The sequence below is a fragment of the Polymorphobacter multimanifer genome, from assembly GCF_014205635.1.
GTDB classification, from domain to species: domain Bacteria; phylum Pseudomonadota; class Alphaproteobacteria; order Sphingomonadales; family Sphingomonadaceae; genus Sandarakinorhabdus; species Sandarakinorhabdus multimanifer.
On the sequence record NZ_JACIIV010000003.1, the window covers coordinates 85,309 to 112,108 of the forward strand.

Annotated in this window: 24 protein-coding genes and 1 tRNA gene; 17 read left to right on the plus strand and 8 right to left on the minus strand. The window is 67.1% G+C overall.

Annotation, left to right across the window (positions count from 1 at the left end; genetic code table 11):
* The first annotated feature begins 13 nt into the window (after nt 1-13).
* Nucleotides 14-358, plus strand: a complete 345-nt coding sequence (locus FHS79_RS02580) for a DUF6152 family protein (protein ID WP_184194915.1) — start codon at nt 14-16, stop codon at nt 356-358.
* Nucleotide 359: 1 nt separating this feature from the next.
* The gene (locus FHS79_RS02585) at nt 360-821 is read left to right on the plus strand and encodes a hypothetical protein (protein WP_184194918.1); all 462 of its coding nucleotides are present in this window, start codon (nt 360-362) and stop codon (nt 819-821) included.
* Here the strand turns inward: FHS79_RS02585 and FHS79_RS02590 are convergent.
* A complete protein-coding gene (locus tag FHS79_RS02590; protein ID WP_184194921.1) occupies nt 812-2,596 on the minus strand; it encodes an EAL domain-containing protein in 1,785 nt (594 codons plus the stop codon). The genes FHS79_RS02585 and FHS79_RS02590 overlap by 10 nt on opposite strands.
* 194 nt (nt 2,597-2,790) lie before the next feature.
* On the opposite strand from FHS79_RS02590, the gene moaA reads away from it, so the two are divergent.
* The 4 genes from moaA to FHS79_RS02610 all read left to right on the plus strand — a co-directional run bounded on the left by moaA (nt 2,791) and on the right by FHS79_RS02610 (nt 5,972).
* Nucleotides 2,791-3,819 carry a GTP 3',8-cyclase MoaA gene (gene moaA, locus FHS79_RS02595; protein WP_184194924.1) on the plus strand — a complete coding sequence of 343 codons (1,029 nt, stop codon included), beginning with the start codon at nt 2,791-2,793 and terminating at the stop codon, nt 3,817-3,819.
* Nucleotides 3,820-4,593: an NAD kinase gene (locus tag FHS79_RS02600; protein ID WP_184194927.1), complete on the plus strand. Its 774-nt coding sequence runs from the start codon at nt 3,820-3,822 to the stop codon at nt 4,591-4,593.
* 53 nt (nt 4,594-4,646) lie between these two features.
* Nucleotides 4,647-4,718, plus strand: a tRNA-Asn gene (locus tag FHS79_RS02605).
* A gap of 189 nt (nt 4,719-4,907) precedes the next feature.
* The gene (locus FHS79_RS02610) at nt 4,908-5,972 is read left to right on the plus strand and encodes a YeiH family protein (protein ID WP_184194930.1); all 1,065 of its coding nucleotides are present in this window, start codon (nt 4,908-4,910) and stop codon (nt 5,970-5,972) included.
* Here FHS79_RS02610 and FHS79_RS02615 read toward each other — a convergent pair.
* Nucleotides 5,969-6,361 (minus strand): c-type cytochrome, encoded by a 393-nt coding sequence (locus FHS79_RS02615; RefSeq protein WP_207792191.1) that lies wholly within the window; start codon nt 6,359-6,361, stop codon nt 5,969-5,971. The two genes, FHS79_RS02610 and FHS79_RS02615, sit on opposite strands and share 4 nt — an antisense overlap.
* Before the next feature lie 2 nt (nt 6,362-6,363).
* The gene (locus FHS79_RS02620) at nt 6,364-7,920 is read right to left on the minus strand and encodes a flavin monoamine oxidase family protein (RefSeq protein WP_341534406.1); all 1,557 of its coding nucleotides are present in this window, start codon (nt 7,918-7,920) and stop codon (nt 6,364-6,366) included.
* 233 nt (nt 7,921-8,153) lie between these two features.
* Between FHS79_RS02620 and FHS79_RS02625 the strand changes: the two genes are divergently transcribed.
* On the plus strand, nt 8,154-9,653 hold the full coding sequence (locus FHS79_RS02625; RefSeq protein ID WP_184194937.1) for a DUF6600 domain-containing protein: 1,500 nt from the start codon (nt 8,154-8,156) through the stop codon (nt 9,651-9,653).
* Here the strand turns inward: FHS79_RS02625 and FHS79_RS02630 are convergent.
* On the minus strand, nt 9,650-10,189 hold the full coding sequence (locus tag FHS79_RS02630) for a DsrE family protein (protein WP_184194939.1): 540 nt from the start codon (nt 10,187-10,189) through the stop codon (nt 9,650-9,652). The two genes, FHS79_RS02625 and FHS79_RS02630, sit on opposite strands and share 4 nt — an antisense overlap.
* Before the next feature lie 92 nt (nt 10,190-10,281).
* Here FHS79_RS02630 and FHS79_RS02635 point away from each other — a divergent pair, with 92 nt between their 5' ends.
* From FHS79_RS02635 to FHS79_RS02655, 5 genes are all read left to right on the plus strand, one after another.
* The gene (locus tag FHS79_RS02635) at nt 10,282-11,214 is read left to right on the plus strand and encodes a c-type cytochrome (protein WP_243452597.1); all 933 of its coding nucleotides are present in this window, start codon (nt 10,282-10,284) and stop codon (nt 11,212-11,214) included.
* Between the two features lie 104 nt (nt 11,215-11,318).
* Nucleotides 11,319-12,791: a circularly permuted type 2 ATP-grasp protein gene (locus FHS79_RS02640; protein ID WP_184194942.1), complete on the plus strand. Its 1,473-nt coding sequence runs from the start codon at nt 11,319-11,321 to the stop codon at nt 12,789-12,791.
* Between the two features lie 156 nt (nt 12,792-12,947).
* Nucleotides 12,948-13,889, plus strand: a complete 942-nt coding sequence (locus FHS79_RS02645; protein ID WP_184194945.1) for an alpha-E domain-containing protein — start codon at nt 12,948-12,950, stop codon at nt 13,887-13,889.
* Entirely contained in the window at nt 13,889-14,740 is an 852-nt protein-coding gene (locus FHS79_RS02650) for a transglutaminase family protein (RefSeq protein ID WP_184194948.1), read from the plus strand. Before FHS79_RS02645 ends, FHS79_RS02650 begins: the two co-directional genes overlap by 1 nt.
* A 22-nt stretch (nt 14,741-14,762) precedes the next feature.
* Nucleotides 14,763-15,617 (plus strand): proteasome-type protease, encoded by an 855-nt coding sequence (locus FHS79_RS02655; protein WP_243453482.1) that lies wholly within the window; start codon nt 14,763-14,765, stop codon nt 15,615-15,617.
* 132 nt (nt 15,618-15,749) lie between these two features.
* Here FHS79_RS02655 and FHS79_RS02660 read toward each other — a convergent pair whose 3' ends face one another.
* Nucleotides 15,750-16,934 (minus strand): MFS transporter, encoded by a 1,185-nt coding sequence (locus FHS79_RS02660; RefSeq protein WP_184194951.1) that lies wholly within the window; start codon nt 16,932-16,934, stop codon nt 15,750-15,752.
* A 78-nt stretch (nt 16,935-17,012) separates the two neighbouring features.
* Here FHS79_RS02660 and FHS79_RS02665 point away from each other — a divergent pair, with 78 nt between their 5' ends.
* A complete protein-coding gene (locus FHS79_RS02665) occupies nt 17,013-17,789 on the plus strand; it encodes an SDR family NAD(P)-dependent oxidoreductase (protein WP_184194954.1) in 777 nt (258 codons plus the stop codon).
* Between the two features lie 10 nt (nt 17,790-17,799).
* The gene (locus tag FHS79_RS02670) at nt 17,800-18,720 is read left to right on the plus strand and encodes a sterol desaturase family protein (RefSeq protein ID WP_184194957.1); all 921 of its coding nucleotides are present in this window, start codon (nt 17,800-17,802) and stop codon (nt 18,718-18,720) included.
* A 23-nt stretch (nt 18,721-18,743) separates the two neighbouring features.
* Here the strand turns inward: FHS79_RS02670 and FHS79_RS02675 are convergent, their stop codons facing one another.
* Both FHS79_RS02675 and FHS79_RS02680 read right to left on the minus strand, forming a co-directional pair.
* Nucleotides 18,744-19,469, minus strand: a complete 726-nt coding sequence (locus FHS79_RS02675; protein ID WP_243452598.1) for an SIMPL domain-containing protein — start codon at nt 19,467-19,469, stop codon at nt 18,744-18,746.
* Between the two features lie 41 nt (nt 19,470-19,510).
* Nucleotides 19,511-19,762 carry a GlsB/YeaQ/YmgE family stress response membrane protein gene (locus FHS79_RS02680; protein WP_184194963.1) on the minus strand — a complete coding sequence of 84 codons (252 nt, stop codon included), beginning with the start codon at nt 19,760-19,762 and terminating at the stop codon, nt 19,511-19,513.
* A 220-nt stretch (nt 19,763-19,982) separates the two neighbouring features.
* Here FHS79_RS02680 and FHS79_RS02685 point away from each other — a divergent pair, with 220 nt between their 5' ends.
* Genes FHS79_RS02685 through FHS79_RS02695 form a run of 3 tightly spaced genes read left to right on the plus strand, consistent with a single transcriptional unit; the run spans nt 19,983 to nt 25,605 of the window.
* On the plus strand, nt 19,983-21,224 hold the full coding sequence (locus tag FHS79_RS02685; protein ID WP_184194966.1) for an efflux RND transporter periplasmic adaptor subunit: 1,242 nt from the start codon (nt 19,983-19,985) through the stop codon (nt 21,222-21,224).
* Nucleotides 21,225-21,229: 5 nt separating this feature from the next.
* Nucleotides 21,230-24,319, plus strand: coding sequence for an efflux RND transporter permease subunit (locus FHS79_RS02690; RefSeq protein ID WP_184194969.1), 3,090 nt, complete (start codon nt 21,230-21,232; stop codon nt 24,317-24,319).
* A 56-nt stretch (nt 24,320-24,375) separates the two neighbouring features.
* Complete coding sequence (locus tag FHS79_RS02695; protein ID WP_184194972.1) at nt 24,376-25,605, plus strand: DUF445 domain-containing protein; 1,230 nt, start codon at nt 24,376-24,378, stop codon at nt 25,603-25,605.
* Nucleotides 25,606-25,738: 133 nt separating this feature from the next.
* On the opposite strand, the gene FHS79_RS02700 is transcribed toward FHS79_RS02695, so the two are convergent.
* Nucleotides 25,739-26,779, minus strand: a complete 1,041-nt coding sequence (locus FHS79_RS02700; RefSeq protein ID WP_184194976.1) for an aspartate-semialdehyde dehydrogenase — start codon at nt 26,777-26,779, stop codon at nt 25,739-25,741.
* Between the last annotated feature and the right edge of the window lie 21 nt (nt 26,780-26,800).

Consider the following 26,800-nt stretch of genomic DNA (forward strand, 5'->3'; position numbering starts at 1 on the left):
GAGTCGAACGACCATGCGCCGCAGCCTCATTGCCCTGATCCTTGCCACGCTCCCGACCGCGGTGCTCGCGCACCATGGCTGGAGCAGCTATGATGCGACCAAGCCGATCAAGCTTACCGCACCCGTGACGGCGGTGAGCTGGGGCAATCCGCACGGTACCGCCAAGGTGAGCTACCAGGGCAAGACCTGGGATGTGGTGCTGGCGCCGACCTCGCGGATGGAGGCGCGCGGGCTGGAGAAGGATGCGCTGAGCAAGGCGCGCGCGGTGACGCTGGAAGGCTATCCGCGCAGCGACGGCACGACGGAGATGCGGATCGAGCGGGTGACGCTGGGCGACAAGACGATCGAGCTTCGCTGAGTTGATCACCGGCCTCATCGACTGGCTGTCGGCATCGGGCATCAGTGCCTGGGCCGGCGGTGGCGGCGTTTATCCGACCGCCAATGTGCTGCATCTGCTCGGGCTGGTGCTGCTGCTGGGCAGCATCGGGATCGTGGACCTGCGGATCATGGGGGCGTTCCGGGCGCTGCCGGCGGATGCGTTGTCGCGGGCGCTGACGCCGCTGGGCGTGGTGGGGCTGGTGATCCTCGTGCTGAGCGGGGCGACGCTGTTTGCGGCCGATGCGGCATCGGTGGCGGCATCGATGGTGTTCCGCTGGAAGCTGGTGACGATCGTGCTGGCGCTGGCCAATGCAGCGGCGTTTCGCTGGTGGCTGCGGCCGGGATCGGCGCCGATCGGGCTGCGGCGGCAGATGGCAGCAGCGGTGTCCCTCTTCGCCTGGCTCGCCACGGCGACGCTGGGACGGATGATCGCCTATAGTTGACGCCTGGACGTGGCAGCGAGCGAGGCCTTGGTCCAGGTGCCGACGAAGCCGGCGAGGGCTGCCACATCGAGCGGCGGCGCCACGCGGTAGCCCTGGACCGAATCGGCGCCGGCGTGGCGGGCGGCGGCCATTTGCGCATCATCCTCCACACCTTCGACGACGACCGACAGGCCGAGGCGCTTGCTGAGCGAGACCAGGGTTTCCACCACCAGCCGCTCGCGCGCCGAGGCGGTGAGGCCGAGGGTGAAAGAGCGATCGAACTTGATCGTGTCGATGGGCAGCCGCGCCAGCCAGGAGAGCGAGGAGAAGCCGGTGCCGAAATCGTCGAGCGCCACGCGCAGGCCGCTGGCGCGCAGGCCTTCGAGCATCCGGGCGGCACCGCGGACATCGTCGATGAGCGCGCCTTCGGTCACTTCGAGCACCAGACGATCGCGCGCGAGGCCCGAGTTGCCGAGCGCCATTTCGAGCGCCTGCTGGAAGCGCGGATCGGCGAGATCGGCGGCGGTGACGTTGACCGAAATGCTCAGGCCTGCGAGGGCGCCGGTCCAGCGGGCGGCCTGCTGCATGGCGCGGGCGCGGATGTGGCGGCCGAGCCGCACCGCGAGCTCGGCCGAGGCGGCGGTTTCGAGCACGGTTTCGGCGGGCAGCAGGCCGAGCACCGGATGCTCCCAGCGCACCAGCGCCTCGACGGCGATGATGGTGCCGGTGGCGAGGCACATCTGCGGCTGGAAGAGCAGGTTGATGCCGCCCTCGTTGATGGCACGGTGGAGATCGGCTTCGAGATTGGCCATGCGGGTGAGCGGATCACCGGCGGGATCGAGCTTGAACAGCGATACGGTGCCGGCCTCCTGCGTGCGGGCATGGGCGAGCGCCGAGGCGGCACGGCGGAGCAGCGTGGCTGCCATCTCGCGGCTGCTCATCGGGCCGATCGTGTCCATGCGGGCGATGCCGGCGCGACCCGAGAGATGGATGACATGATCCCCGATGACGAAGGGCAGTGCGAGTGCGGCCGACATCGCCGCTGCCAGCGTTTCGGTGTCTTCGAGTTTGGCCGAGGTGGCCATGCCCAGCGCGAATTCGGCCGCTGCAAGGCGCGCCAGCAGGCGCAGCTCGTGGCGTGGGGCGCTGCTGTTGCGCTGGGCAACGATCTGGGTGAGCCGCTCCGCCACAGCACTCAGGACCTGATCGGCGACATCGCGGCCATAGGCGGCGTTGATGGGGGCGAGGCGGCCGACACCGAGCGCGATGACCACCATCGGCTGCGGCAGCGGCGCTGCGAGAAGCCCGGCCAGCCAGCGCTCGAGTTGCTCCCCGGTGGCTAGGCCGGTCAGCCGATCCTGTGCGCCGAATTCGGGGCCGCCTTCGCCGCCCTCCCCCACCGCAGCCGCCGCATCGGCGAGACGCTGGGCCTGGCGGGCGGTCAGGCGCAGCGCATTGACCAGCGCATCGCGGCCGAACGGGCTGATGAGAACCGACGTGGCACCGGCATCATGCGCTGCCAGAGCGGCATCCCCATCGGTGCGCGAGAGCAGCATGAGCAGCGTGCCCAGCCGCGCCTGCACCGTCGGGCCGAGCGCGCGGGCGATGGCAAGGCCCTGGGTGAGCGCGCCGCGGGCATCGACGACGACCATGCGAAGAGGCTCGGCTTCGATTTGCGCCACACTTTCCTCGGGGCGACGCACGGGGATGGCACGGAAGCCGGCTTCGTTCACCACGGCAGCCACATCCTCGGCATAGCGGGGCGACACGACCAAGACCGGATCTGCCGGTTGCATCAATTCTCCTGTCGCTCCCTTTCAGTGGCAGCGTTGATTGTGTTCCCCCTGTATCACGTCCGCGTCCATAGATTAATGCATAGTTTTTTACTAAAATGCCTTATGAATTGTAAAGTTTGCTATGCCTGCATCGGGGTGAGCTGGCCCAACCAGGGTCTGGACAGCGGCGGCGGCTGCGGCCACGGTGCGCGGCGATGCGCAGTCCCCTCCTTGTTGCACCGCCAGTGATGGCAGCGCCGCTGATCGATCCGTTCGGACGAGCGATCAGCTATCTGCGCGTGTCGGTGACCGACCGCTGCGATTTCCGCTGCCGCTACTGCATGTCCGAGAGCATGACCTTCCTGCCGCGCGACCAGGTGCTGAGCTTCGAGGAGATCGACCGGCTGGCGAGTGCCTTCATCCGCCGGGGCCTGCGCAAGCTCAGGCTCACCGGCGGCGAGCCGCTGGTGCGGCGCGGGATCATCGATCTCGTGCAGAGCCTGGGCCGGCATGTGCGGTCGGGAGCGCTGGAGGAATTGACGCTGACGACCAACGGCAGCCAGCTGGCGCGCTTTGCCGGTGACCTGGCGGCGGCAGGGGTGCGGCGGATCAATGTGAGCCTCGACACGCTCGATGCGGAGAAGTTTGCGCATATCACCCGCTGGGGTCGGCTGGAGCAGGTGCTGGGCGGGATTGCCGCGGCCAGGGAGGCGGGGCTGCATGTGAAGCTCAACATGGTGGCGCTGGCGGGGCTGAACGAGGACGAGATCGTGCCGATGCTGGCGTTTGCTGCAGCACATGGCCATGACCTGACGCTGATCGAGACGATGCCGATGGGCGAGATCGATGAAGACCGCACCGACCGCTACCTGCCGCTGTCGCGGGTGCGGGCCGGGCTGGCGCAGCGGTTCACGCTCACCGACCTGCCCGAGCGCACCGGCGGGCCGGCGCGCTATCTGCGGATCGAGGAGACCGGGCAGAAGCTGGGGCTTATCACGCCGCTGACGCACAATTTCTGCGAGAGCTGCAACCGGGTGCGGCTGACGGCGACCGGCCGGCTCTTCATGTGCCTGGGCCAGGACGACCAGGCCGATCTGCGCAGCGTGATCCGGGGCAGTTCCGATGATGCCGCGCTCGATGCAGCGCTTGTCGAGGCGATCGGCCGCAAACCCCGGGGGCATGACTTCGAGATTGCGCGGGCGGCGCCGGCGGTGGCGCGGCACATGAGCGTGACGGGGGGCTGAGTGGCCGAACCCAGGCTTGCCCTGCTGCATTCCGAAACGCATGTGGCGGCCGCGGCGGCGCGGCGGCTGCGCGATCGCTATGCCTTTGTGGCGGTGCGCGATGCCGATGTGGTGGTCGTGCTCGGCGGTGACGGCTTTCTGCTGCAGACGCTGCACGAGGCGATGCAGGCGGCGGACCCCAAGCCGGTGTTCGGAATGAACCGCGGCACCGTGGGCTTCATGATGAACGACTGGAAGGAGGCGCATCTGCCGACGCGGGTGGGAGCCGCGCTGGCGGTGACGCTGCACCCGCTGCAGATGCTGGCGGTGGATGCGAACGGAGCGCGGTTCAGTTCGCCGGCGATCAACGAGGTATCGCTGCTGCGCGAGACGCGGCAGGCGGCGAAGATCGCCATCACCATCGACGGCAAGGTGCGGATGGAGGAATTGATCTGCGACGGGGTGCTGGTGGCGACACCTGCGGGCAGCACGGCGTATAATCTTTCGGCGCATGGGCCGATCCTGCCGCTGCAATCGGACCTGCTGGCACTGACGCCGATAAGCCCGTTTCGCCCGCGGCGCTGGCGCGGGGCGCTGCTGCCGCAGGCTAGCACGATCACCTTCACGGTGCTGGAGGCCGGCAAGCGCCCGGTTTCGGCGGTGGCGGACCAGTTCGAGGTGCGCGACGTGGCGCAGGTGACGGTGAGCACCGACAAGTCGATCAGCCTGTCGATGCTGTTCGATCCGGACTATGCGCTCGACGACCGGATCGTGGCCGAACAGTTTTGCGTCTGAAGGGGTTGCTTGGGCCCATGGCGCTCGCTATAGGCCCGGTTCCGCCCGCGCATTCCTCGGTAGCTCAGCGGTAGAGCATTCGACTGTTAATCGAATGGTCGCAGGTTCGAATCCTGCCCGGGGAGCGCGCAGGGCGGCAAAGATTAGCGGCGCTAATCTGAGACTCGCCCAAGCGCGGCCAGCGAGGCGGCTGGCCCTTTGCCAGCCGAACTCATCTGACGTCAGCCGCGGGCTTTGCCCGCGGCCGCAGCGCAGCACGCCCCTCCCAAGCGCAGCCCTTGCTTTCTTCCCCCATTCGTTCATTCGGCAACCAGATGCCGATGCAGAACAACCTCCCCCAGGGCGCCGACCTTTTCGGCGACATCGAGCCCTCGCCGCGCGTCCGCGCCCGCGACAACATCCCCGGCCTCATCGTCGCCGGCCTCGCCACGCTCGCGGCGGCGGCACTTGCCAGCCGCTACGGCGCGCCCTTGACCTTGCTGGCGCTGCTGATCGGCCTCAGCCTCAACTTCCTGAGCTCCGACAAGCGGCTTGCCCCCGGGCTGGGGCTGGCGGCGCGCGAGCTGCTGCGCTTTGCCATCGTGCTGATCGGTGCGCGGATCACCTTTGCGCAGATCGGCGCGCTCGGGCCGGAGGCACTGGCGATGGTGAGCGTGACGGTGCTGGCGACGCTCGGCACCGGCGTGGTGGTGGCGCGCAGCCTCGGGCTGAGCCCTTCGCGCGGGGTGCTCGCCGGCGGGGCGGTGGCGATTTGCGGCGGCTCGGCGGCACTGGCGCTTTCGGCGACGCTCGGCGAGCGACGGGTGAGCCAGTCCGACGTGACGCTGACGCTGGTGGGCATCTCGATCATGAGTGCGGCGGCGCTGATGCTGTATCCGGTGCTGGCGCTGACGCTGGGGCTTTCCGACGCGCAGGCCGGCTATTTCCTCGGCGGATCGGTGCATGACGTGGCGCAGGCGGTGGGGGCTGGCTATGCCTTCAGCGAGCCGGCGGGCGAAACGGCGACGATCGTAAAGCTGGCGCGGGTGGCGCTGCTGGCGCCGGTGCTGGCGCTGGTGGGGCTGGCGTTTCCGGTGCGGGCGGAGGCGGGCGACGAACCCGATGCAAAACCGGCGAAGGCACCGCTGCTGCCATGGTTCGTGGTGGGGTTCTTCGTGGTGGCGGGGATCAATTCGCTCGGCTTCATCCCCGCCGTGGCGTCGACGGTTGCGGGCAATGCCGCAACCGCGCTGCTGGCGTTGTCGGTTGCTGCCACCGCCATCCGCACACCGGTGGCGGACATCATGAAGGCCGGGCCGCGCCCGCTGATCGTGATCGCCGCGTCGACGCTGGTGACGCTGGCGCTGGCGCTCGGCTACGCGATGCTGCGCATCGACTAGCGCTCGCCGCGTGTGGGCGCAGCGACGCCGCTCTCCGCCACCATCGCAGCGGTCACCTTGCCGCCGGGGCCCTTGTTGTAGCGGTTGCCGAAGTTGCCGCGCACATAGTCGATCACATCGGCGATCTCCTGGTCGGTAAGCTGGCCGCGGAACCAGGGCATGGCGCCCTTGCCGCCGGTGACGACGCTGATCGGATATTCGGGATATTGCAGGTTGGGGTTCCTGGCGAGTGCGGTGATGCGCCCGGCGCCGACCGCCCCCATGGCGTTGGCCATGTGGCACGCCTGGCAGACGTTCTGATAGACTTCGGCACCGGGATGCGGAACCGCTGGCTTAGGGGCGGCGATGGCCGGGGCGGCGATGAGCAGGCTGAGGATGAGGATTCGCATGTTCAGGCCTCCAGGGCGCGCTTGTGGAGCCGGGTGACGGCATCGAGCGAGGAGAGCAGAGCCCCCTCCATCCAGCATCCGATATAGGAGGCATGCTCGCCGGCCAGCACGATGCGGTCATCGACCGCAACCAGTGTCTGGTAATGCTCCTCGCGCGTTTCCTCGTTCCATTGGGCGCAGCAGCCGAGCGTGTAGGGCACGCGGCTCCATGCGACGGAAGCGCCGGCGGTGAACTGCTCCTTGTAGCGGCCGGGGTGGAACACCGAGCCCATTTCGAGGACGGTGCGGACGCGCTCGTCGGGCGACATGCCGGCGAACTTGTAGGAGGCGGCGCCGAAGGTATAGGCGCCGAGGATGACGCCGGGGCCATCCGAATGCATCCCGCCCGAGGGGTAGGAGATCATCGAGATCGGCCGGTCGGTGAAGCTGATGCCGCCGTAGATGGCATTCTCCTCCTCCCAGAAGCGGGTCTTCATCTCGAGACCGACCTTGACCGAGTTGGAATAGGGCACCGCGGCGATGGCGGCGAGCATGCCGCCCGAAGCATCGAGCTCGATCTGGCTGAGGATGCCGAGCGGGATGGTGCAGACGCAGTAATCGGCCTTGGCCTCCTTGACCGCGCCGGTGGCGGTGTCGGTGTAGGTGGCAGTGACAGCACCGCCGGCCTGCGAGATCTTGGTCACCTTGGCGTTGAAGGTGACGAGCCCTTCCACCTGCTTGCCGAAGGCCTTGCCGATCATGCCCATGCCGCCGACGGGCTGGAACATCGTCGTCTGGTGGTCGATCGACATGTGCTGCGAGATGACAGCCCAGACGCCTGAATCGAGCACATCCTTGAACGGCAGCGGATCCGACGGGATGGGCGAGCCGTCGACGCCGCCGCCCGACGGCCGCTCGAACCCGCGGCGACGCGACGAGCGATTGCCCTTCACATAGCGCATGTCCTTGTCGAGCAGGCCCCAGGTGCGCAGCGCCTCCTTGAGCTTGTCCTGATCTTCGGCGGAGAACTGCGAATCGAGGCCGCGATTGTCGATGGCTTTGCCGAGCAGCTCGGCGACATTGCCCTCGAAATCGGCGGAGAGATCGCGATAGGGCATCGGCTTGCCGCCAAAGGCCTTGCTGTTGTGGACGAGCGCCTGGTGGTTGAGCTGGATGAAGGGCTCGAGCGCCACGCCGAAGGCCTTGCAATAATGCAGCAGGGTGCGGTGGTGATAGGGGATGCGCCACGGGCCGGGGTTGAGATAGTTGCCGGGCGCGAATCCGACCTTCTGCGTCTCCCCGCCGAGCTCGGTGTAGGTGTCCCCGCCGTAAAGCGACCAGTTGCGGCCGCCGGGGCGATTGTTGTATTCGAGGATCTGCACCTTGTAGCCGGCCTTGCGCAGCTCGAAGGCGGCGAGCATGCCGGCGAGGCCGGCGCCGAGCACGAGCACCGAGGCGCCGGCGGGAGCGCCCGACAGCTTGGGCGGGCCGGCGAACTGCGTTTCCTTGGCGTGTCCCAGCACTTCCATCGCCTGGTACAGCGCCAGCGAGCCGCCGATCATTCCGATGGTTCGCAACACTTCGCGCCGCGTTGGCGCTCGACCGGTTCCTGCAATCAACCCACGTCCCCCATCATCGTCAAAGGCGATCCTCCCCAGGACGCGACGACATGTCATGGCATCGGTGATGGAAAAGCGGGCGTCTTGCAAGCCCTTCCCGCGCGAGCGCATTGACGCGGTCGCTTTTGCGGCATTCAGCCTGACGAAAGCAACCCGGGCGCACTGGCTTGTTCACACTCCGAAGGGATTTGCCCATGGCCACCCGCACCGCTTTTCGCCTGAATTCGCTGGTGCTGCCGCTGGCGGCGGTGGCGCTGGCAGGGTGCGCCTATGACGGCGTTTCCGGACAGGCGCCGCGCTACGACCAGGGTTCGGACTACGCCTATGGCGCGGACGGCTATGATGACCAGGGCGAGCAAGGCTATGACGGCCAGTGGAACCCGGCGTGGACGGGCGTGGAGCAGCCCGGCGACCTGTTCGGCGGCGAGGATGTGGCTTCGGTGGATGTCTTTTACGAGCCGCTGGCCCCTTATGGCCGCTGGATCGAGACGCAATGGGGCCGGGCGTTTGCGCCCGATGTCGACCGCGGCTGGCGGCCCTATACCAATGGTCGCTGGACCGAATATCGGCTATGGATCAGCGACGATCCCTGGGGCTGGGCGACCGACCATTATGGCCGCTGGGCGCATGACGACCGCATCGGCTGGGTGTGGGTGCCCGATACGCGCTGGGGGCCGCATTGGGTGGCGTTCCGCGAGAACGAGCAATATGCCGGCTGGGCGCCGATTCCGCCGCAGGTGGCCTATGACATCGGGGTCGGCTTCGGTGGCGGATATGGCGGCGGCTTCGGGGGTGGCGGCTTCGGGGGCGGGGGCTTCGGGGGTGGCGGCTTCGGGGGTGGCGGCTTCGGCTATGACGACTTCAACAGCTGGTATGGCCCGAGCTGGGTGTGGGCGCCGGTGGGGGCCATGTTCCTGCCGGGGCTGAACCGCCGCATCCTGCCCTATGGTGGCGGGCGCAACTATTGGCAGGCGACGCGCTGGCAGCACTGGACCCCCTGGACGCGGAACCGTGGCTGGGTGGGAGCGCCGGGGCGCAACTATTGGCGTGGGGCCAGCCCGATCAGCAACCGGATTGGTGGCAGTCTGGGAGCACGTCCCGGGTTCGGCCAGCCCTATGGCGGTGGCTATCGCCGGCCGCAGCAGGGGTGGAACGGCCAGCCGGGCTTGCAGCGCCCGCGGGGTGACGGGCGGCCCGGCTTCCAGCGTCCTGTCGGTGATGGGCGGCAGGGGTGGCAGGATCGGCGCGGCCAGCGGCCGGATGGCGCTGCGCCGAACTTCGGCAACCGGCCGCCACGGGCCGAGCGCCCGGCACCGGGCAATCGCCCGGACCGGGTGGGCGGCTATGTACCGCGGCCGGCCTATGCGAATGGCGGGGTAGCGCAGCCGGCGCCGCGTGCCGACTGGCGCGGCGGGGGTCGGCAGCCGGGAATGGGTGGCGGCAATCGCGGCGCGCCCGGAGCTGGCAATGCGGTGATCGGCAATGCGATCGGCGGTAGCCTTGGTGCGCGGCCGGAGCGGCAGGCGCGGCCACAGGTGCAGGTGCAGCCCCGGCAGATGGCGGCGCCAGCGCCCATGGCCCGGCAGGAAGCGCCGCGGCCGGCACCGCAGGCCAGGGCCGAGCGCCCTGCCCCCAGTTCCGGTCCGGGCAGCGATGGTGGTCGGCGCGACTATGGCCGGCGCGATGAAAATTAGTCCTGGATGACGGCGTAGCCCTGGAGCTGGAGGGTGGCCATGGTGGTGATGGCCGCCACGTCCACCTTCACGTCGGGGTTGAGCTCGGCCTTGGTGTAGCCGCCCGACACCATCGACTGGCCGCACAGGCGGAAGCTGACGCCGGCCCCGGTGAGCTGGCGGATGAGCTCGGCATCGGGGTTGGCTGCTCCCTTGAAGCGGGCGGCAAAGGCCTGCGGGGTGAGGGTCGTGGGCACGGCGGCGCCGTGGATGGTGACGACGATGTCGGCGGGCTGCAGCTTGACGCCGTGCCGGTTGAGGAGATTGACCATGCGCGCCACGCGCTCGAGGCCCTGGTGGATGCTGCCCGGGGTGCGCGCCGGCTGCGAGACATCGAACACCACCTTGTAGCGCATTGCGGGATCGGGCTTGAGATAGGGATCGGGCACTTCCTGGTAGCGGCCGTAGTCGGGGACAAGTTTGGGCGGGATCTGCGCCAGCGCCGGGGTGGCGGCGAGCGCCAGGGCGGCGCCGAGGGGAAAGAGCAGCTTCTGCATCCGATTGTCCTTTTGTCTGGCCACGGCTACGCACGCTGCATGTTCCACAGCTGCTGCAATCCGCAAAGCCGCATTTTGCCTGAGGCCTGCCGATGCGGGTGACCATGGCCTTGCTCGGCGGGTTGGGCCTTGGCGCCATGATCGGCGCGGGGGCGATGCTGGCACTGCGCCCGGCGCCTGCTGCTCCGCCCAGGCCGGAGGTCGCCGGCTTTGTGGCACCGCTGGCCACCACAGCACCCGCGGGCGCCGAGGGCGATGCGATCCGGCTGGGGGCAAGGCTGATCACCGACACGGCGCGCGAGGCGCCGGACCATGTCGGCAACGGGCTGGCGTGCCGCAACTGCCATCTCGATGCTGGCGCCAAGGCGGGGGCGGCGCCGCTGTGGGCGGCGTTCGTGAACTTTCCGGCGTTCCGCAAGAAGAACGGCGAGATCAACAGCTTCCAGAAACGTGTGCAGGACTGCTTTCTTTACAGCATGAACGGCGATCCGCCCGCACTCGGCAGCCGCGAGCTGCTGGCGATCGAAAGCTATGCCGCCTTCATGGCGCGCGGGCTGCCGAGCGGCATGTCACCGGCCGGGCGTGGCTTCCCCAGGCTCGATGCCCCTGCCCTGCCGCCCGACGATGCGCGGGGCGAGGCGGTGTATGCGGCGCAGTGCAGCGCCTGCCATGGTGCCGAGGGTGCGGGGCAGATTGTCGATGGCGTGCAGGCGTTTCCGCCGCTGTGGGGGGCGCGGAGCTACAATTGGGGAGCGGGCATGGCGACGATCGACAAGGCCGCCGCCTTCATCCACGCCAATATGCCGCAGGGCAATGAGGGCAGCCTGACCCCGCAAGCGGCGTGGGATGTGGCGCATTACATCGATGGCAAGCTGCGCCCGCAGGATCCGCGCTTCCGGACCTCGGCGGAGGCGACGCGCGCCCGGCACCATGACCAGCCCTTCTCGCGCTATGGCACGATGGTGGGCGGCGAGCGTCTGGGTGATCTGGTGTCGACCCCCCCGGCGGGGCGGGCAACCGGCTGAGGCCTGGCCGCAAAAATGCACATATCTGTGCCACGGCTCTTGCACTTTTGTTTCCAGCCAGCACTATCGCATTGCAACAACTTGGATGGAGGCTGCTCGCCGGCATGGCAGGGATCGACGCTTTTGACGAAATGTTCGGATCGAGCGCTGCCTATAATGGTGGTGCGGGGCCGCTGTTCGGCGAGGCGACGGCGATCAACACCGCCTATCGCTGGATACGCGACTGGCTCGACAATTCGCCCGCCGATGTGATGGCGGCGCGGCGGCGGCAGGCCGAGCTGTTCTTTCGCCGCATCGGAATCACCTTTGCCGTCTATGGCGACCCGGATGCCGCCGAGCGGTTGATCCCGTTCGACATCGTACCGCGCATCTTGGCGCGGGCGGAATGGAACCGGCTTGAAAAGGGGCTGGTGCAGCGGGTGAATGCGCTCAACGCCTTTCTGGGCGATGTCTATGGCAATCGCGAGATCCTGCGCGCCGGCATCGTGCCTGAGGACCTGGTGCTGCAGAACCCCGGCTATTGCCTGCACATGGCGGGGCGCAAGCCGCCGGGCGGCATCTGGACGCATATTGCCGGCATCGACCTGGTGCGCACCGGGCCGGACGAGTTCTTCGTGCTTGAGGACAATGCGCGGACGCCTTCGGGCGTGTCGTACATGCTCGAGAACCGCGAGGTGATGCTGAAGCTGGTCCCTGAGCTTTTCGAACATGTGAAAGTGGCGCCGGTCGAGACCTATCCCGAGATGCTGCTGGAAACGCTGGGCAGCGTGTCCCCGCGCGGCGACGGGGCGCCGGTGATCGTGCTGCTGACGCCGGGCCGCCACAACAGTGCCTTTTACGAGCACAGCTTCCTGGCCGACAAGCTGGGCATCGAGCTGGTGGAGGGCTCAGACCTCTTCGTGCGCGACGATGTGGTGTACATGCGCACGACGCAGGGACCGGAGCGGGTGGATGTGATCTACCGCCGGATCGATGACGATTTCATCGATCCGCTGGTGTTCAACCCGGCCTCGATGCTCGGCGTGCCGGGGCTGATGGCGGCCTATGCGCAAGGCAATGTGACGCTGGCCAATGCGGTGGGCACGGGCATTGCCGATGACAAGGCGATCTACAGCTACATGCCCGAGATCGTGAAATTCTACACCGGCGAGGAGCCGATCCTGAAGAATGTGCCGACCTGGCGATGCCGCGAGCCCGAAGCGCTGGGCTATGTGCTCGACAATCTGGCGCAGCTGGTGGTCAAGGAAGTCGATGGCTCGGGAGGCTATGGCATGCTGATCGGGCCGCACGCGCCGGCAGCCACGCTCGCGGCCTTTGCCGCCAAGCTGAAGGCGATGCCGGAAAAGTTCATCGCCCAGCCGACGCTGGCGCTGAGCACGTGCCCGACCGCGGTGGACAGCGGCATTGCGCCACGCCATGTCGACCTGCGTCCGTTCGTGCTTTCAGGCCGCAATGGCGTGAACATCGTGCCGGGCGGGCTGACGCGGGTGGCGATGACACAGGGATCGCTGGTGGTGAACAGCTCACAGGGTGGCGGGACCAAGGACACCTGGGTGGTGGATGACTGGGATGCGTAGCGCGGCGCACACGAGATGCTTATGCGGGATGTTTGTCCTCGCCGCGGCAAAGCCGCGTCTTCGTCGGACAGGCTCGGCGGGTGGACAACCCGCCGCCCCGCCGGCCGGGCTTGCGCCTCTCGGCGCGCGGCCCGCGTGCACGGGGCGCTGCGCCTGATGCTGAGCAGGACCGCCTCCAACCTCTACTGGATGGGCCGCTACCTCGAGCGCGCCGACTTCACCGCCCGGCTGATCGAAGCGACGCAGCGGCTGGCGTCGCTGCCATCGTCCTATGGCGGCGCCGTGAATGCCTGGGAATCGGCGATTGCGGCGAGTTGGATGACGCATGCGTTTTCCGCGACCGAGCTGCCGATCACCGAGACCAATGTGAGCGAATTCCTGACGCTGGCGCCGGGCAATTCCTCGTCGATCCGCTCGTGCCTGGAGACGGCGCGCGCCAATGCCCGCAGCGTGCGCACCGCGCTGACCGAAGAGGCCTGGGAGGCGATCAATGCCGCCTGGCTGGAAATGTCCAAGCTCGGGCCGCACCTTGCCGGGCGCGATGCGCTGGGGTCGATCCTCGAGATGGTGAAGCATGCGGTGTCGGCGTTCGAGGGTGCCGCCCAGCGGACGATGCTGCGCGGCGATGCCTTCTGGTTCATCAACCTCGGCTCGAGCATCGAGCGGGCGGACAATTCGGCGCGGCTGCTCGATGTGAAATACCATCTGCTGCTGCCGCGCGGCGAAAGCGTGGGCGGCAGCCTCGACTATTTTCAGTGGACGACGATCCTGCGCACGGTATCGGCGATGACCGCCTATCGCTGGGTGTACCGGGACAGCGTGAAGCCCTGGCTGGTGGCCGACCTGCTGATTCTCAACCGCCAGATTCCGCGCAGCCTCGCCTCCTGCTATGACGAGATCAGGCGGCATCTCGACCTGCTGGCGAGCCAGACCGGCCGGCGCGGCCCGGCGCACCGGCTGGCGGCGACGGGCCATGCGCGGCTGGCCAACACCAATATCGACAACATCTTTGCCGATGGCCTGCACGAGTTCCTGACCGGATTCATTTATGACAACAACCGTCTGGGTGATGCCATAGCCGAACAGTATCTGTTCTGATGCGCATCCGCGTCGCCTATACCACCATCTATGACTATGCCACGCTGGCGAGCGACGTGGTGCAGCTGCTGCGGATCGAGCCGCATGCGACGGCGGGGCAGCATGTTCTCCACTGGCGGCTCGACACCGACACCGACGGCCATCTGCGGCGGACGAGCGATGTGTATGGCAATGTGGCGCACATGTTTTACGCCGATGCGCCGCTGCGGCGGCTGACGCTGCATGTATCGGGCGAGGTGGATACCGACGAGACGCATGGCCTGGTGGCGGGGGCGTCCGAGCCGCTGCCGCCGGCGGTGTTCCTGCGGCCGACGCCGCTGAGCATGCCCGATGCGGCGATCCGGGCCTTTGCCGCCGACTGCCGTGCGGAGACGGCGCTGGACACGCTGCACGGCATCAACACCGCGCTCTTCGAGATGATGAGCTTCGATGCCGATGTGACGCACGCCTCCACCGGCGCCACCCATGCCTTTGCGCTGAAGGCGGGCGTTTGCCAGGATTACAGCCATATCTTCATCGCGGCGGCGCGGAGCCTGGGCATTCCGGCGCGCTATGTGTCGGGGCATCTGGTGCGCGCCGACGGGCTGATCACCCAGCCCGCGGCGCATGCCTGGGCGGAGGCGCATATCGAGGATTTCGGCTGGGTGGGGTTCGATCCGACCAACGGCATTTCCACCACCGAGGCGCATCTGAGGGTGTCGGTGGGGCTGGACTATCTGGAAGCGGCGCCGGTGCGCGGCGCGCGGCGCGGTGGCGGGGCGGAGACGCTCAATGTGACGGTGACAACCCACAGCCCCGACCAGGAGGTGCCGAAGCGGGTGGACGCCGGGCAATCGCAGATGCAATCATGAACGGCACGACACGGCCGCCCTTGTGAAGCAGGGACCGGAGGTACCAGCTGGCGACCAGGAATCGCTCTGGTCGAACATCTGGGGGGAGAAGGCAGGCATGACCTATTGCGTGGGGATTCTGGTTCGTGAGGGACTGGTGATGATGGCCGACACCCGCACCAATGCGGGCGTGGACAATATCTCCAGCTACCGGAAGCTCAGGGTGATGGACACCAGCCCCAACCGGGTGATCGCGGTGTGTTCGGCGGGGTCGCTTTCGGTGACGCAATCGGCGCTGAGCCGGGTGCAGGAAGGGATCATGATGCCCGACCGCGCCGGCACCGAGGGGCAGGAGCTGGAGACGCTCGACAACGCACCCTCGGTATTCCGCGCGGCGCAGATCATGGGACAGGCGCTGCACGACGCCAAGCGGGGCATCGACAAGGTGGTGGAGGGCAATCGGGTTTCGACCGGCTCGACGCTGCTGCTCGCCGGGTCGATCGACGGGCGACGGCCGCGGCTTTTCCTGATCTATGGCGAGGGCAATTTCATCGAATGCCAGTCGGACACGCCGTTCCTGCAGATCGGCGAGCACAAATATGGCAAGCCGATGCTCGACCGCATGATCACCTATGAAACGCCGCTCGCCGAGGCGGTGAAGATCGGGCTCATTTCGTTCAACGCGACGATGCGCTCCAATCTGGCGGTGGGGCTGCCGATCGACCTGATCACGGTGCGCTCGGGTGTGTCGCAGATCGAGGTGCTGCACCGGATCGACACCGATGATGCCTATTACAGCGAAATGAACGACCGCTGGTCGAATGCGCTGCGCGCTGCGGCGGCGGCGATTCCGTTGCCGGGCTATGCGAGCGCGCCGGACGAGATGCCGCCGGATTAAAGCCAAGGCGGCCCAAGATAGCGCAGCTATCGTGGGACTCGCCGAAGGCCCGGCCGGGCTGGCGCTGAACAAAGTTCAGCGAACAGCTTCGACGTCAGCCGCGGCTTTGCCGCGGCCCCTTCTTTACCTTGGCTAAGCCGCCACCGCCGCCGGCGCTCGCCGCGTCCACAGCATCACCGCCAGCACCAGCCCGATGCCGGCGACCCCGGTCATTGCCAGGTAGCCCGGCGCGCCGAGGCGATCGTAGAGCGGGCCGGAGATGAGGACGGCGGCGGCGTAGGTGGGGGCGTTGGCGAGCCCCATGTAGATCATCTGCGCGGTGGGGGCGCGATCATCGCCGTGGATGGTCTGGATGAAGCGCATGCCGCCGAGGAAGGTGGCGGCGAAGCTCAGGGCGTGGAGGAGTTGCAGCGGCACCAGCAGCCAGAAGGATGGCAGGGAGGCCAATGCCGTCCAGCGTAGGACGGCGCCGATGCCGCCGGCGACGATGAGCGTTTCCGGGCGAAAGCGCGCCGACCAGTTGCCGAGGAACATCAGGAAGCCGACTTCGGCCAAGGTGCCGACGTTCCAGAGCATCGAGATTTCCTTCGACGACATGCCCTGCTCGTTGGCCCAGACCAGCGAGCCCGAGGTGTAGAGGAAGCCGGCACTTGCCTGGATGAGGCCGGCGGCGAAGATGAACAGGCTGAAATTGGCGTTGCGGAGCATGCCGAGGCCGGAGGAGAGGCGCTCCCCGAAGGGCTGGGCGATCTCGGCGCGGGCGAGGACGGGCTCGCGCGGCATCCAGGCGCTGCCGCCGATCATCAGCGCCGAAATGACGAGCATGAAGCCCCAGATCGGCCAGAAGGCGCCCGACCAATCGTTGAGGACGCCGACGACGGTTGTGCCGATGACGAAGGCCGCCGAGGCGAGGCCGCGGGCGACGCCATAGGTGGGCTTGCCGGTGCGGGTGAGCCGCAGCAACGCTGTTTCGACCACGGGAAGCAGGCCCCAATAGGCGATGTCGAGGATGAGGATCACCGCGAAGACGGCGACGAAGCTTTCGAGGAAGTAGAGCACCGCGAAGCCTACGGTTAGCAGGATGGTGAACATGAAGAGCGGCGCGCGGCGATCGCTGCGGCCATCGGCCCATGCGGCGGTGAGCGGGCCGGCGAGCGCGCGGCTGAAGCCGGCGATGGCGAGCACGACGCCGATTTCGGCACCGCTGAAGCCGTGCACCTTTTCCAGCCACAGCGGCAGGAACGGGATGAGGCAGCCGAAGCCTGCGAAGAACAGACAGGCGAGGAGGGTCGAGCGGACGGCGGGCGAAGCGTTCAAGTTTCTGCTCCGGGGCTCAGAGCTTGCCCCCTGGCCCCTCACTCGCCTACCACTGCTGCAAAATCAAGGGAGGCCACCATGAACCAGCCGGCACTTTTCGACCTGAGCGGCCAGACCGCGCTCATCACCGGCTCGTCGCGGGGAATCGGCAAGGCGATTGCCCACAGGATGGCCGAGCACGGTGCCAATGTGATCGTCTCCAGCCGCAAGTCCGATGCGTGCGAGGCGGCGGTGGCCGAGATCAACGCCGCGGTGGGCCGCGAAGCTGCCGTGTCGATTCCGGCCAACATCGCCGACAAGGCGAGCCTGGAGGCGCTGGTGGCGCGGACGATCGAGCGCTTCGGGCAGATCGATGCGCTGGTGTGCAATGCCGCGAGCAACCCCTATTTCGGGCCGATGGCCGGAATCACCGACGACCAGTTCAACAAGATCTTGCAGAACAACATCATGGCCAACCACTGGCTGGTGAACATGGTGGCGCCGGCGATGCGGGCGCGCAAGGCAGGGTCGATCACCATCATCTCGTCGCTGGGCGGGCTGAAGGGCAGCACGGTGATCGGCGCCTATTGCGTTTCGAAAGCCGCCGACATGCAGCTGGCGCGCAACCTGGCGTGCGAATTCGGGCCGGACAATGTGCGGGTGAACTGCATCGCGCCCGGGCTCATCAAGACCGATTTCGCCAAGGCGCTGTGGGACGACCCCGAGATCCTGAAGTCGGCAACGCGTACCGCTCCGCTTCAACGCATCGGCCAGCCGGACGAGATTGCCGGCATGGCGGTGCTGCTGGCGAGCCCGGCCGGCGCCTTCATCACCGGGCAGAGCATCCCCATCGACGGGGGCGTTTCGATAAGTTAGTCTGGCCGCCATGACTGAGCTCTGGCACGGCTTGATGACGTTGCTTTCCGGGGAGAATGGCTTCTTCCTGGTACTCGTCAGTTATGTGGCGATGATCCTGATCGAGCGGCTGGGCCATGCGCTCGAGGGCAGCGGCCGCTGGAACGAGCGCGACGCACGCGTAAACATCGTCAATTCGTCGGTGACCGCGATCGGCGATGCGCTGATCGGCAGCGCCATCTTCTTCGGCCTCTACACCGCGATCCATGCCAACCTGCGACTGTTCGACATGCCGCTTACGGGATGGGGCTTTCTCGCGGCCTTCCTGCTCCGCGACCTCGCCTATTATGTCGATCATCGCATTGCGCACCGAACCGGGCTGTTCTGGGCGTTTCACATCCCGCACCACAGCAGCCGCGAGATGAACCTGACGGTCAGCTCGCGTGGCAGTGTGTTCGGGCTCGCCGGCACGGTGTCGCCGGCCTATTTCGTGCTGCCGCTGCTCGGCGTTTCGTTCCCGATGTTCGTGGCGGTTGCATTTATCGGCAATTTGTGGGGCATCTTCAACCACACCCGGCTCGTTCGCCGGATGGGCTGGCTCGACGAGGTGCTCGCCACGCCCGCCAACCACCGCGTCCATCATGGCATCGAAGCCAAGTATCTCGACCGGAATTATGGCCAGACGCTGATCCTCTGGGACCGACTGTTCGGCACCTTCCAGCGCGAGGAGGAGGAGCCAAGCTACGGCCTCGTCAAGCAGCTGGAAAGCGACCGCATATGGGACATCCAGACCTCGGGGCTGACCTGGCTGGCGACCCAGCTCCGCTCGGCGCCGCGCTGGCAGGACAAGCTGCGCTACCTGGCGATGCCGCCGGGCTGGCGGCATGACGGTTGCCCGCAAACCAGCGAGGCGATCCGCGCGGGCGCGCCCGGCTGCCTCGCCGGCAGCTGAGGGCGGTTGCCTGCGAGCGACCGCTATTGCAGCTCGAAGCGCACCGTGAGCCGCACGCCGAGGTTGACTTCGCCGGGGGCCACCGGTGGCGCGGCATCGGCCATTTCGGCCTTGGCGGCGCGCATGAGCATCGGCTGGGGATCGGGAGTGCCGAGATCCCCGGCTTCCGAGATCGACTCGATGCGCTTGACGGTCATGCCGGCGGCCTGGGCGTAGAGCGTGGCGCGCGCGCGGGCGGTTGTCACTGCCTGCACCCGGGCTTCGTCGAGGGCGGCTTCGGGCTTGTCGAGGCGGAAGCTGGGGCCGCTGATCTGGTTGGCGCCGGCCTTGACGAGCGCATCGAGCAGCGTGCCGGCCTTGGCGATATCGCGCAGCCGAAGCGCCACGGTGTTGGTGGCCTGATAGCCGGTGAGGCGCTGCTGGCGCTCTTCATAGCTGTAGGTGGCCTGCAGCCCGAGTCCGCGCGTCTGGATATCGCGCTCGGCGACGCCGGCAGCGCGCAGGGCGGCGACAACCGCCGTCATGGCGCGAGCATTGGCCGCCATTGCGGCGGCCGCCGTGGGGGCGGTGGTGACGACACCTCCGGAAAGCTCGGCGACATCGGGGATGCGGGTGACCTCGCCTTCCGCCACAACAGTCAGGAAGGTCGCGGCGGTGGGCACGGTCGTCGGCACCGCTGTCGGCACCTGGGCGAGGGCCGGGGCGGCAAGCAGGCAGGCGAGCGTCGCGGCAGCAGCGAGCTTGGTCATCGAAAATTCCTTCATGGGCGGCATGGCCGAGAGATTGCGATTCAATTGCGGTTGCCGACGAGACGCAGCAGCGACAGCAGCGCCACGGCACCGATGATCGACGCGAGGAAGCCGGCGTTCTGGCCTTCGCTGTAAAGTCCCATCCAGCGGCCTGCCCAGGTGGCGAAGACGGCGCCGGCAATACCGACGACAATGGTGAGCAAGCATCCCGAAGGCGCCCGGCCTGGTGCGAGCCATCCGGCGATGAGGCCTGCAAAGAAGCCGATGATGATCGAACCGATCAAGCTGAACATGGCTTGATTTCCCCCTGTATTGCTGTGCTCTGCACTTGTTCATGCGGCGCACCACCTATATGGTGGGTGAACATTGGGGTCACAATGCCACGGCATCGGCGATTTTCGACCAACGACCGCAAGCCAATTCCGAAAACTGTGGAAGACTCAGTTTGCATACGGTATGAGCGGCTTGCAGGCAGTGACGTATGGTTGTAATACAGTCCTTGCCACAAGGACGATGAGTATGAACATGCACAAGTCGCTGCCCGATACCGACAGCGCGGCGGCCTTCCCCTACGGTGCCGAGAGCACCGCGCGGTCCGGCCGCAAGCGCTGGATGATCGTGGCTGGCGTCGTGCTCGTCGTGGTGGCGGCGCTGGTAGGCTGGCGCATGTTCGGTAGCGAGCCGGTTGCTGCGCCACCTGTCGCGGTGCCTTCGGTGACCGTCGTGGTGCCGGGCACGACCGAAGTGACCGAGATGGTGACGGCGCCTGGCTCGATTGCGGCGCGGCGTGATGACGGCGTCGGTGTGCAGGGCGACGGCGGGCGGGTGACCGCGGTGCTGGTGGAGCCGGGGCAGCGGGTGCAGCGCGGGCAGGTGCTGGCGCGGATCGACCGCTCGATCCAGACGCAGCAGGCCAACCGGCTTGCTGCGGAAATCCGGGCCACCGAGGCCGATGCTGCGCTTGCCGATGCCAATCTCGGCCGCGCGCAGGCGCTTGTCGAGCGCGGCTTCATCTCCAAGGCGGACATCGACCAGCGCACGGCGTCGCGTGATGGCGCAAGGGCCCGGGTGGGCGTTGCACGTGCGCAGCTTGCCGAATTGAATGCACGCATCGCGATGCTCGATGTGCGGTCGCCGGCCAACGGGCTGATCTTGGCGCGCAACGTGGAGACCGGGCAGGTTGTCGGTCCCGGCACGGCGGCGCTGTTCCGGCTGGCGGAAAACGGCGTGCTCGAGATGCGGGCTCAGGTGGCCGAGCAGGACATGGCGCGGCTGAAGCCCGGCATGAGTGCCGAAGTGACGCCGGTCGGCTCGACCGAAAGCTATCGCGGGCAGATTTGGCTGCTCGATCCGGTGATCGACGCCGTCAGCCGCCAGGGGATTGCGCGCATCGCCCTGCCCTATTCGCCGGGCTTGCGCGTGGGGGCTTTTGCCCGTGCGCGGGTGCAGGCCGGCACTGGGGTGCGCCCGGTGCTGCCGCAGTCCGCCATCCAGAGCGATGCTCGAGGCAGTTTTGTCTATGTCATCGGTGCCGACAACAAGGTTGCGCGCCGCGACGTGACCGTTGGCACGGTGAGCGACCAGGGCGTTTCGATCGCTTCGGGGCTTGTCGGCAGCGAGCGGGTCGTGGTGAGCGCCGGCGCGTTCCTGCGGCCGGGTGAGACGGTGAAGCCGGTGCTGGAAGGCGCTGCGGCTGCGCCCGCTCCCGCAACCGCACCCGTATCCGCACCCGTATCCGCACCCGTTCAGGGCTGACACCGATGCGCAATATCTCCAGCTGGTCGATCAAGAACCCGATCCCGCCGATCGTCGCCTTCATCATGCTGACGCTGGCGGGAATCGTCAGCTTCATCCAGCTCGATGTGAACAACAACCCGGACGTCGATTTTCCGGCAGCGCAGGTGATCGTCAGCCAGCCGGGTGCGGCGCCGACCGAGCTTGAAACCCAGGTGACGCAGCGCGTCGAAGCCGCGGTGCGCAGCATCAACGGCGTCGACGAGATCAGCTCTTTCGTTTCCGAAGGCGTGTCGCGCACCACGGTGCAGTTCGCCATCGGCACGCCGCTCGACCGCGGTGTCAACGATGTGCGCGATGCCGTCGCCAACATCCGCTCGGAACTGCCCGCGGGCATCCTGCAGCCGCAGGTGCAGCGCATCGATGCAGTGGGCGGACCGATTGCCTTCTTCTCGGTGGAAGCCGTCGACATGACGCTCGAGGAGCTGAGCTGGTATGTCGACGATACCGTTGCCAAGAAGCTGCTGCAGATCCCCGGCATGGCGGCGGTGCGGCGCAGCGGCGGGGTGAGCCGCGAAATTCGCGTGATCCTCGATCCTGGCCGGATGCAGGCCTATGGGATCACGGCATCGGACATCAATGACCAGCTTCGGCTCGTCAACCTGAACGCGGCAGGTGGGCGCACCGAGATTGCCGGCTCCGAGCAGTCGGTGCGCGTGCTGGGCAATGCTGCCGATGCCAATGGCCTGGCGGAGACGCAGATTTCGGTGCGCGGCGGCCGTACGATCCGGCTCGGCGATGTGGCCGAGGTTCGCGATCTTTTTGCCGAGCAGCGCGCCTTTTCGATGATGGACGGGCGGCAGGTGCTGAGCTTCAGCATCGAGAAGTCCCGCGGGTCGTCCGACGTCACGGTCTATGATGCGGCGGCGGCGGCGATCGAGCAGCTGAAGAAGGACAATCCCAAGGTCAAGTTCACGCTGCTGTTCACCACGGTCGATTACACCAAGGTGCAGTTCAATTCGGCCATCGAGGCGATGATCGAGGGGGCGGTGCTGGCGGTGCTGGTGGTCTTCATCTTCCTGCGCGACTGGCGGGCGACGGTGATTTCCGCACTTGCCATTCCGCTTTCGGCGATCCCGACCTTCTTCTTTCTCGACCTGCTGGGCTTTTCGCTCAACGGGCTGAGCCTGCTGGCGCTGAGTCTGGTCGCGGGTGTACTTGTCGATGATGCGATCGTGGAGATCGAGAATATCGTGCGGCACATGCGGATGGGCAAATCGCCCTATCAGGCCGCAATGGACGCGGCCGACGAGATCGGGCTGGCGGTGGTTGCCACCACCATGGCGATCGTGGCGGTGTTCCTGCCGGTGGGGCTGATGCCGGGCATTTCGGGGCAGTTCTTCAAGAATTTCGGCTTTACCGTTGTCATTGCTGTGCTGCTGAGCCTTGCCGTGGCCCGGCTGGTGACGCCGATGCTTGCGGCCTTCTTCCTGAAGAGCCATGGCGCTGCCGAGCATGGCGAGGGGCGCTGGGTGCACCAGTATATGCGTGTGCTGCGCTGGTCGCTGCGCAACCGCTGGAAGACGATGGGGCTGGGCGCGCTGGCGCTGGTGGCGACGGTCGTGAGTTTCGCGACGCTGCCGGTCACGTTCCAGCCAACGATCGACACCGACTACAGCCAGGTGCGGATCGAACTGCCGCCGGGGGCGACGCTCGCCCAGACGGCGGCGGTTTCCAACCAGGCGGTTTCCATGCTTGAAGCGTCGCCGGTGGTGGAAGCGGCTTTTTCCGATGTCGAAATCGGCCGGGGCAACATCTATCTGACGCTGCGCAAGGACCGGCCGACGAGCAGCGTGGAGTTCGAGCGCGAGTTTGCACCGCGACTGGCGGCAATTGCCGATGCGCGGGTCTCCTTCCAGTCGCAGAACGGTGGCGGCGGCGCCGGGCGGGACCTGACCGTGGTCATCGCCGGCAGCGATCCGGCCCAGCTCGAAGCGACCGCGATCAAGATCGTTGACGAGATGCGCGGGTTGACGGAAGTGCGGCAGCCGCGGATCGAGGGCGACAACCGCCGGCCGGAGATCACCATCCGCCCGCGGTTCGACCTGGCGGCACAGATGGGTGTGACGACGGCGGCGCTTTCGGAGACGATCCGCATCGCGACGCTGGGCGACATCGACCAGAATGTGGCGAAATTCAGCCTGTCCGACCGGCAGATCCCGATCCGGGTGGCGCTGGCCGAGGATTCGCGCCGCAGCATCGCGACGCTGGAAAATCTGCCGGTGCCCACCGCGATGGGCACGTCGGTGCCGCTGAAGGTGATTGCCGACATCAGCTTCGGCGCCGGGACGACCGAGATCCGCCGCTACAACCAGCAACGCCGCGTGCTGATCGGCGCCGACCTGGCGCCCGGGCTGGTGAGCGGCGAAGCGCAGAGCAAGATCAACGAACTGCCGACGCTGAAGAACCTGCCCGATGGCATCGAGAAGATCGCGTTCGGCATGGACAAGTGGCAGATGGAGCTGTTCGAGAATTTCATCATCGCGGTGATTGCCGGTGTGCTGCTGGTGTTTGCGGTGCTGATCCTGCTCTACAAGCGCGTGCTGCCGCCGTTCGTGAACATGGGCTCGCTGCTGTTGGCGCCGCTGGGTGGCGGGCTTGCGCTGCACCTGACCGGCAATGTGATCTCCATGCCGGTGTTCATCGGGCTGCTGATGCTGCTCGGCATTGTTGCGAAGAACTCGATTTTGCTGGTCGACATGGCGATCGAGGAAATGACCCACGGGGCCGAGCGCACGGCGGCGATCCTTGAAGCCGGGCACAAGCGCGTCCAGCCGATCGTGATGACGACCATCGCCATGGTGGCGGGCATGATGCCGATTGCGCTGTCGCTTTCAGGCGACTCGGCGTGGCGGGCGCCGATGGGCGTTGTCGTCATCGGCGGGCTGATCATGTCGACGGCTCTGACGCTAGTGATCGTGCCGGCAAGCTTCAGTCTGGCGATCGGTGCCGAGGAATGGCTCGCGCCGCGGCTGCGTCGCTGGTTCACCAATGGCGATGGGGCTGCTACGCTGCCGCCACCCGCGACACCACTCCGGCCGTCGCCGGCGGAGTAAACCCTGCCCTGAAACGCTTCAAACCTTTCAGACTTCCCGAAACGCCGTTTCATCAGATGCGATTGGCGGCGACCCTGCTGCTTGTTCTGATGGGCTGTGTGTTTGCGGCCATGCTCTACATCGGCGATGTGCATCCGGCGGTGCCATGGGTGCGGTCCTTTGCCGAGGCGGCGATGGTGGGCGGGCTGGCGGACTGGTTTGCGGTGACAGCGCTGTTCCGCCATCCGCTCGGGCTGCCGATCCCGCATACAGCGATCATCCCCGCCAACAAGGACCGGATCGGCGAGAGCCTGGCCAGCTTCCTGAAGGACAATTTCCTCACCCCCTCGGTGGTGGCGCGCCAGCTCGAGGGCGTGGACATGGCCGGGGCGGCGGCGCGCTGGCTGGCGACCCCGGCGACGCGTGGTGGTGGTGGCGGAGGTGGCCGGCGCAGCGGCATCGGCCCGATGCTGGCGCAGATCATCGGGCTGCTCGATGATCCGCGGATCGGCGAGATGGTGCGCACGGCCGCCGCCGACCGGATGCGCGCGATGGCACTCTCCCCGGTGGTGGCCGATGCCGTCGATGCCACGCTCGACAAGCGGCGCCATGAGCCGCTGCTCGATGCGGCAATCGACTGGGCGCTGATGACGCTCGACGACCAGCAATCGACGATCCGCGCGATGGTGAAGGGCCGGACGAACTGGCTGCTGCGCGCGATCAGCGTGGATACCCAGGTGTCGGAATCGCTCATCAACGGGGTGCGCAGCCTGTTGTACGAGGTGCGCAGCGATCCTTTCCATTCGCTTCGCGGCAAGCTGGAGACGGGATTGCGCAACTGGGCGTTCGACCTCCGGCATTTTCCCGATTCGCAGGGGCCGGTGGAGACGTTCAAGGCCGATCTCATCGACAATCCCGCACTTGGCGGCTGGATCTCGGGGCTGTGGGACAGTGCGCGCGCCGGCATCGTCCGGAGGCTTTCGGCGCCGGCTTCGGGCGAGGGCGGCGATGATCGGCTGGGGTCGGCCCTTGCGGCGCTTGGCCAGCGGATCGAGGGCGATGCGGCACTGCGCCACTCGCTCAACCTGCAGCTGCGGCGGCTGCTCGTGGGACTGGTCAACCGCTACGGCGAGGATATCGTGGCGCTGGTGTCCAACACCGTGCGGAGCTGGGATGCCTCGACGGTGACCGAGAAGCTGGAAACCGCAGTGGGGCGCGACCTGCAGTTCATCCGGATCAACGGCACGCTGATCGGCGGCACGATCGGGCTGGCGATCCATGCCGTGCGGCTGTCGATCGAAGGGTGAGCCTCCGGCGGCTGGGGCCTCGGGCCCCAGACCCCATTTTTTAGAGCCTGCCCACGCACCCGGAAGCTGTTGCCTCCGCGAAAGCCCAAGAATGGGGTCCGGGGCCCAAGGCCCCGGCCGCCGGAGGCCCTTCTTACGCTGCCTTCTTCAGATGCCTGCGCCCGAGCAGCTCGGCGATCTGGACGGCGTTGAGGGCGGCGCCCTTGCGGAGGTTGTCCGAGACGCACCAGAGCGCCAGGCCGTTGTCCACGGTGGGATCACGGCGCAGGCGGCTGATGAAGGTGGCATAATCGCCGACGCATTCGACCGGGGTGACGTAGCCGCCGTCCTCGCGCTTGTCGACGAGCATGATGCCGGGGGATTCGCGCAGGATGGCGCGGGCTTCAGCGACCGAGATGGGCTTTTCGAACTCGATGTTGATGGCTTCTGAGTGGCCGACAAACACCGGAACGCGGACGCAGGTGGCGGTCACCTCGATCTCGGGATCGAGGATCTTCTGGGTTTCGCGCGTCATCTTCAACTCTTCGGCGGTATAGCCTTCATAGGCGCCGTTCTCGAGGAAATCGCCGATGTGCGGGATGACGTTGAAGGCGATCTGCTTGGTGAATTTTTCCGGCGTCGACTGATCGCCGACGAAGATGCCGCGCGACTGCTCGAAGAGCTCGTCCATGCCCGCCTTGCCGGCGCCCGAGACTGATTGGTAGGTGCTGACGACGACGCGGCGGATGATGGCGACATCGTGGAGCGGCTTCAGGGCCACCACCATCTGCGCGGTGCTGCAGTTGGGGTTGGCGATGATGTTCTTCTTGCGATAGCCGTCGATGGCGTGCGGATTGACCTCGGGCACGATGAGCGGGACATCGGGGTCCATGCGGTAGAGCGAGCTGTTGTCGATGACGGTGCAGCCGGCGGCGGCGGCGCGGGGGGCGTGGATTTTCGTCGGGCCCGAGCCGGCGGCGAACAGGGCGATATCCCAGCCGGAAAAGTCGAAATTCTCGATGTTCTGGACCTTCAATTCGCGGCCGGAATCGCCGAAATCGATGATGTCTCCCTGGCTGCGGGCGCTGGCGACCGCGGCGATGTCTGCAATGGGAAACTGCCGCTCGGCGAGGATGTTGAGCATTTCGCGCCCGACATTGCCGGTGGCGCCGACGACGACGACTTTATAGGCCATTTGATATCTCCTGAGGGCGCC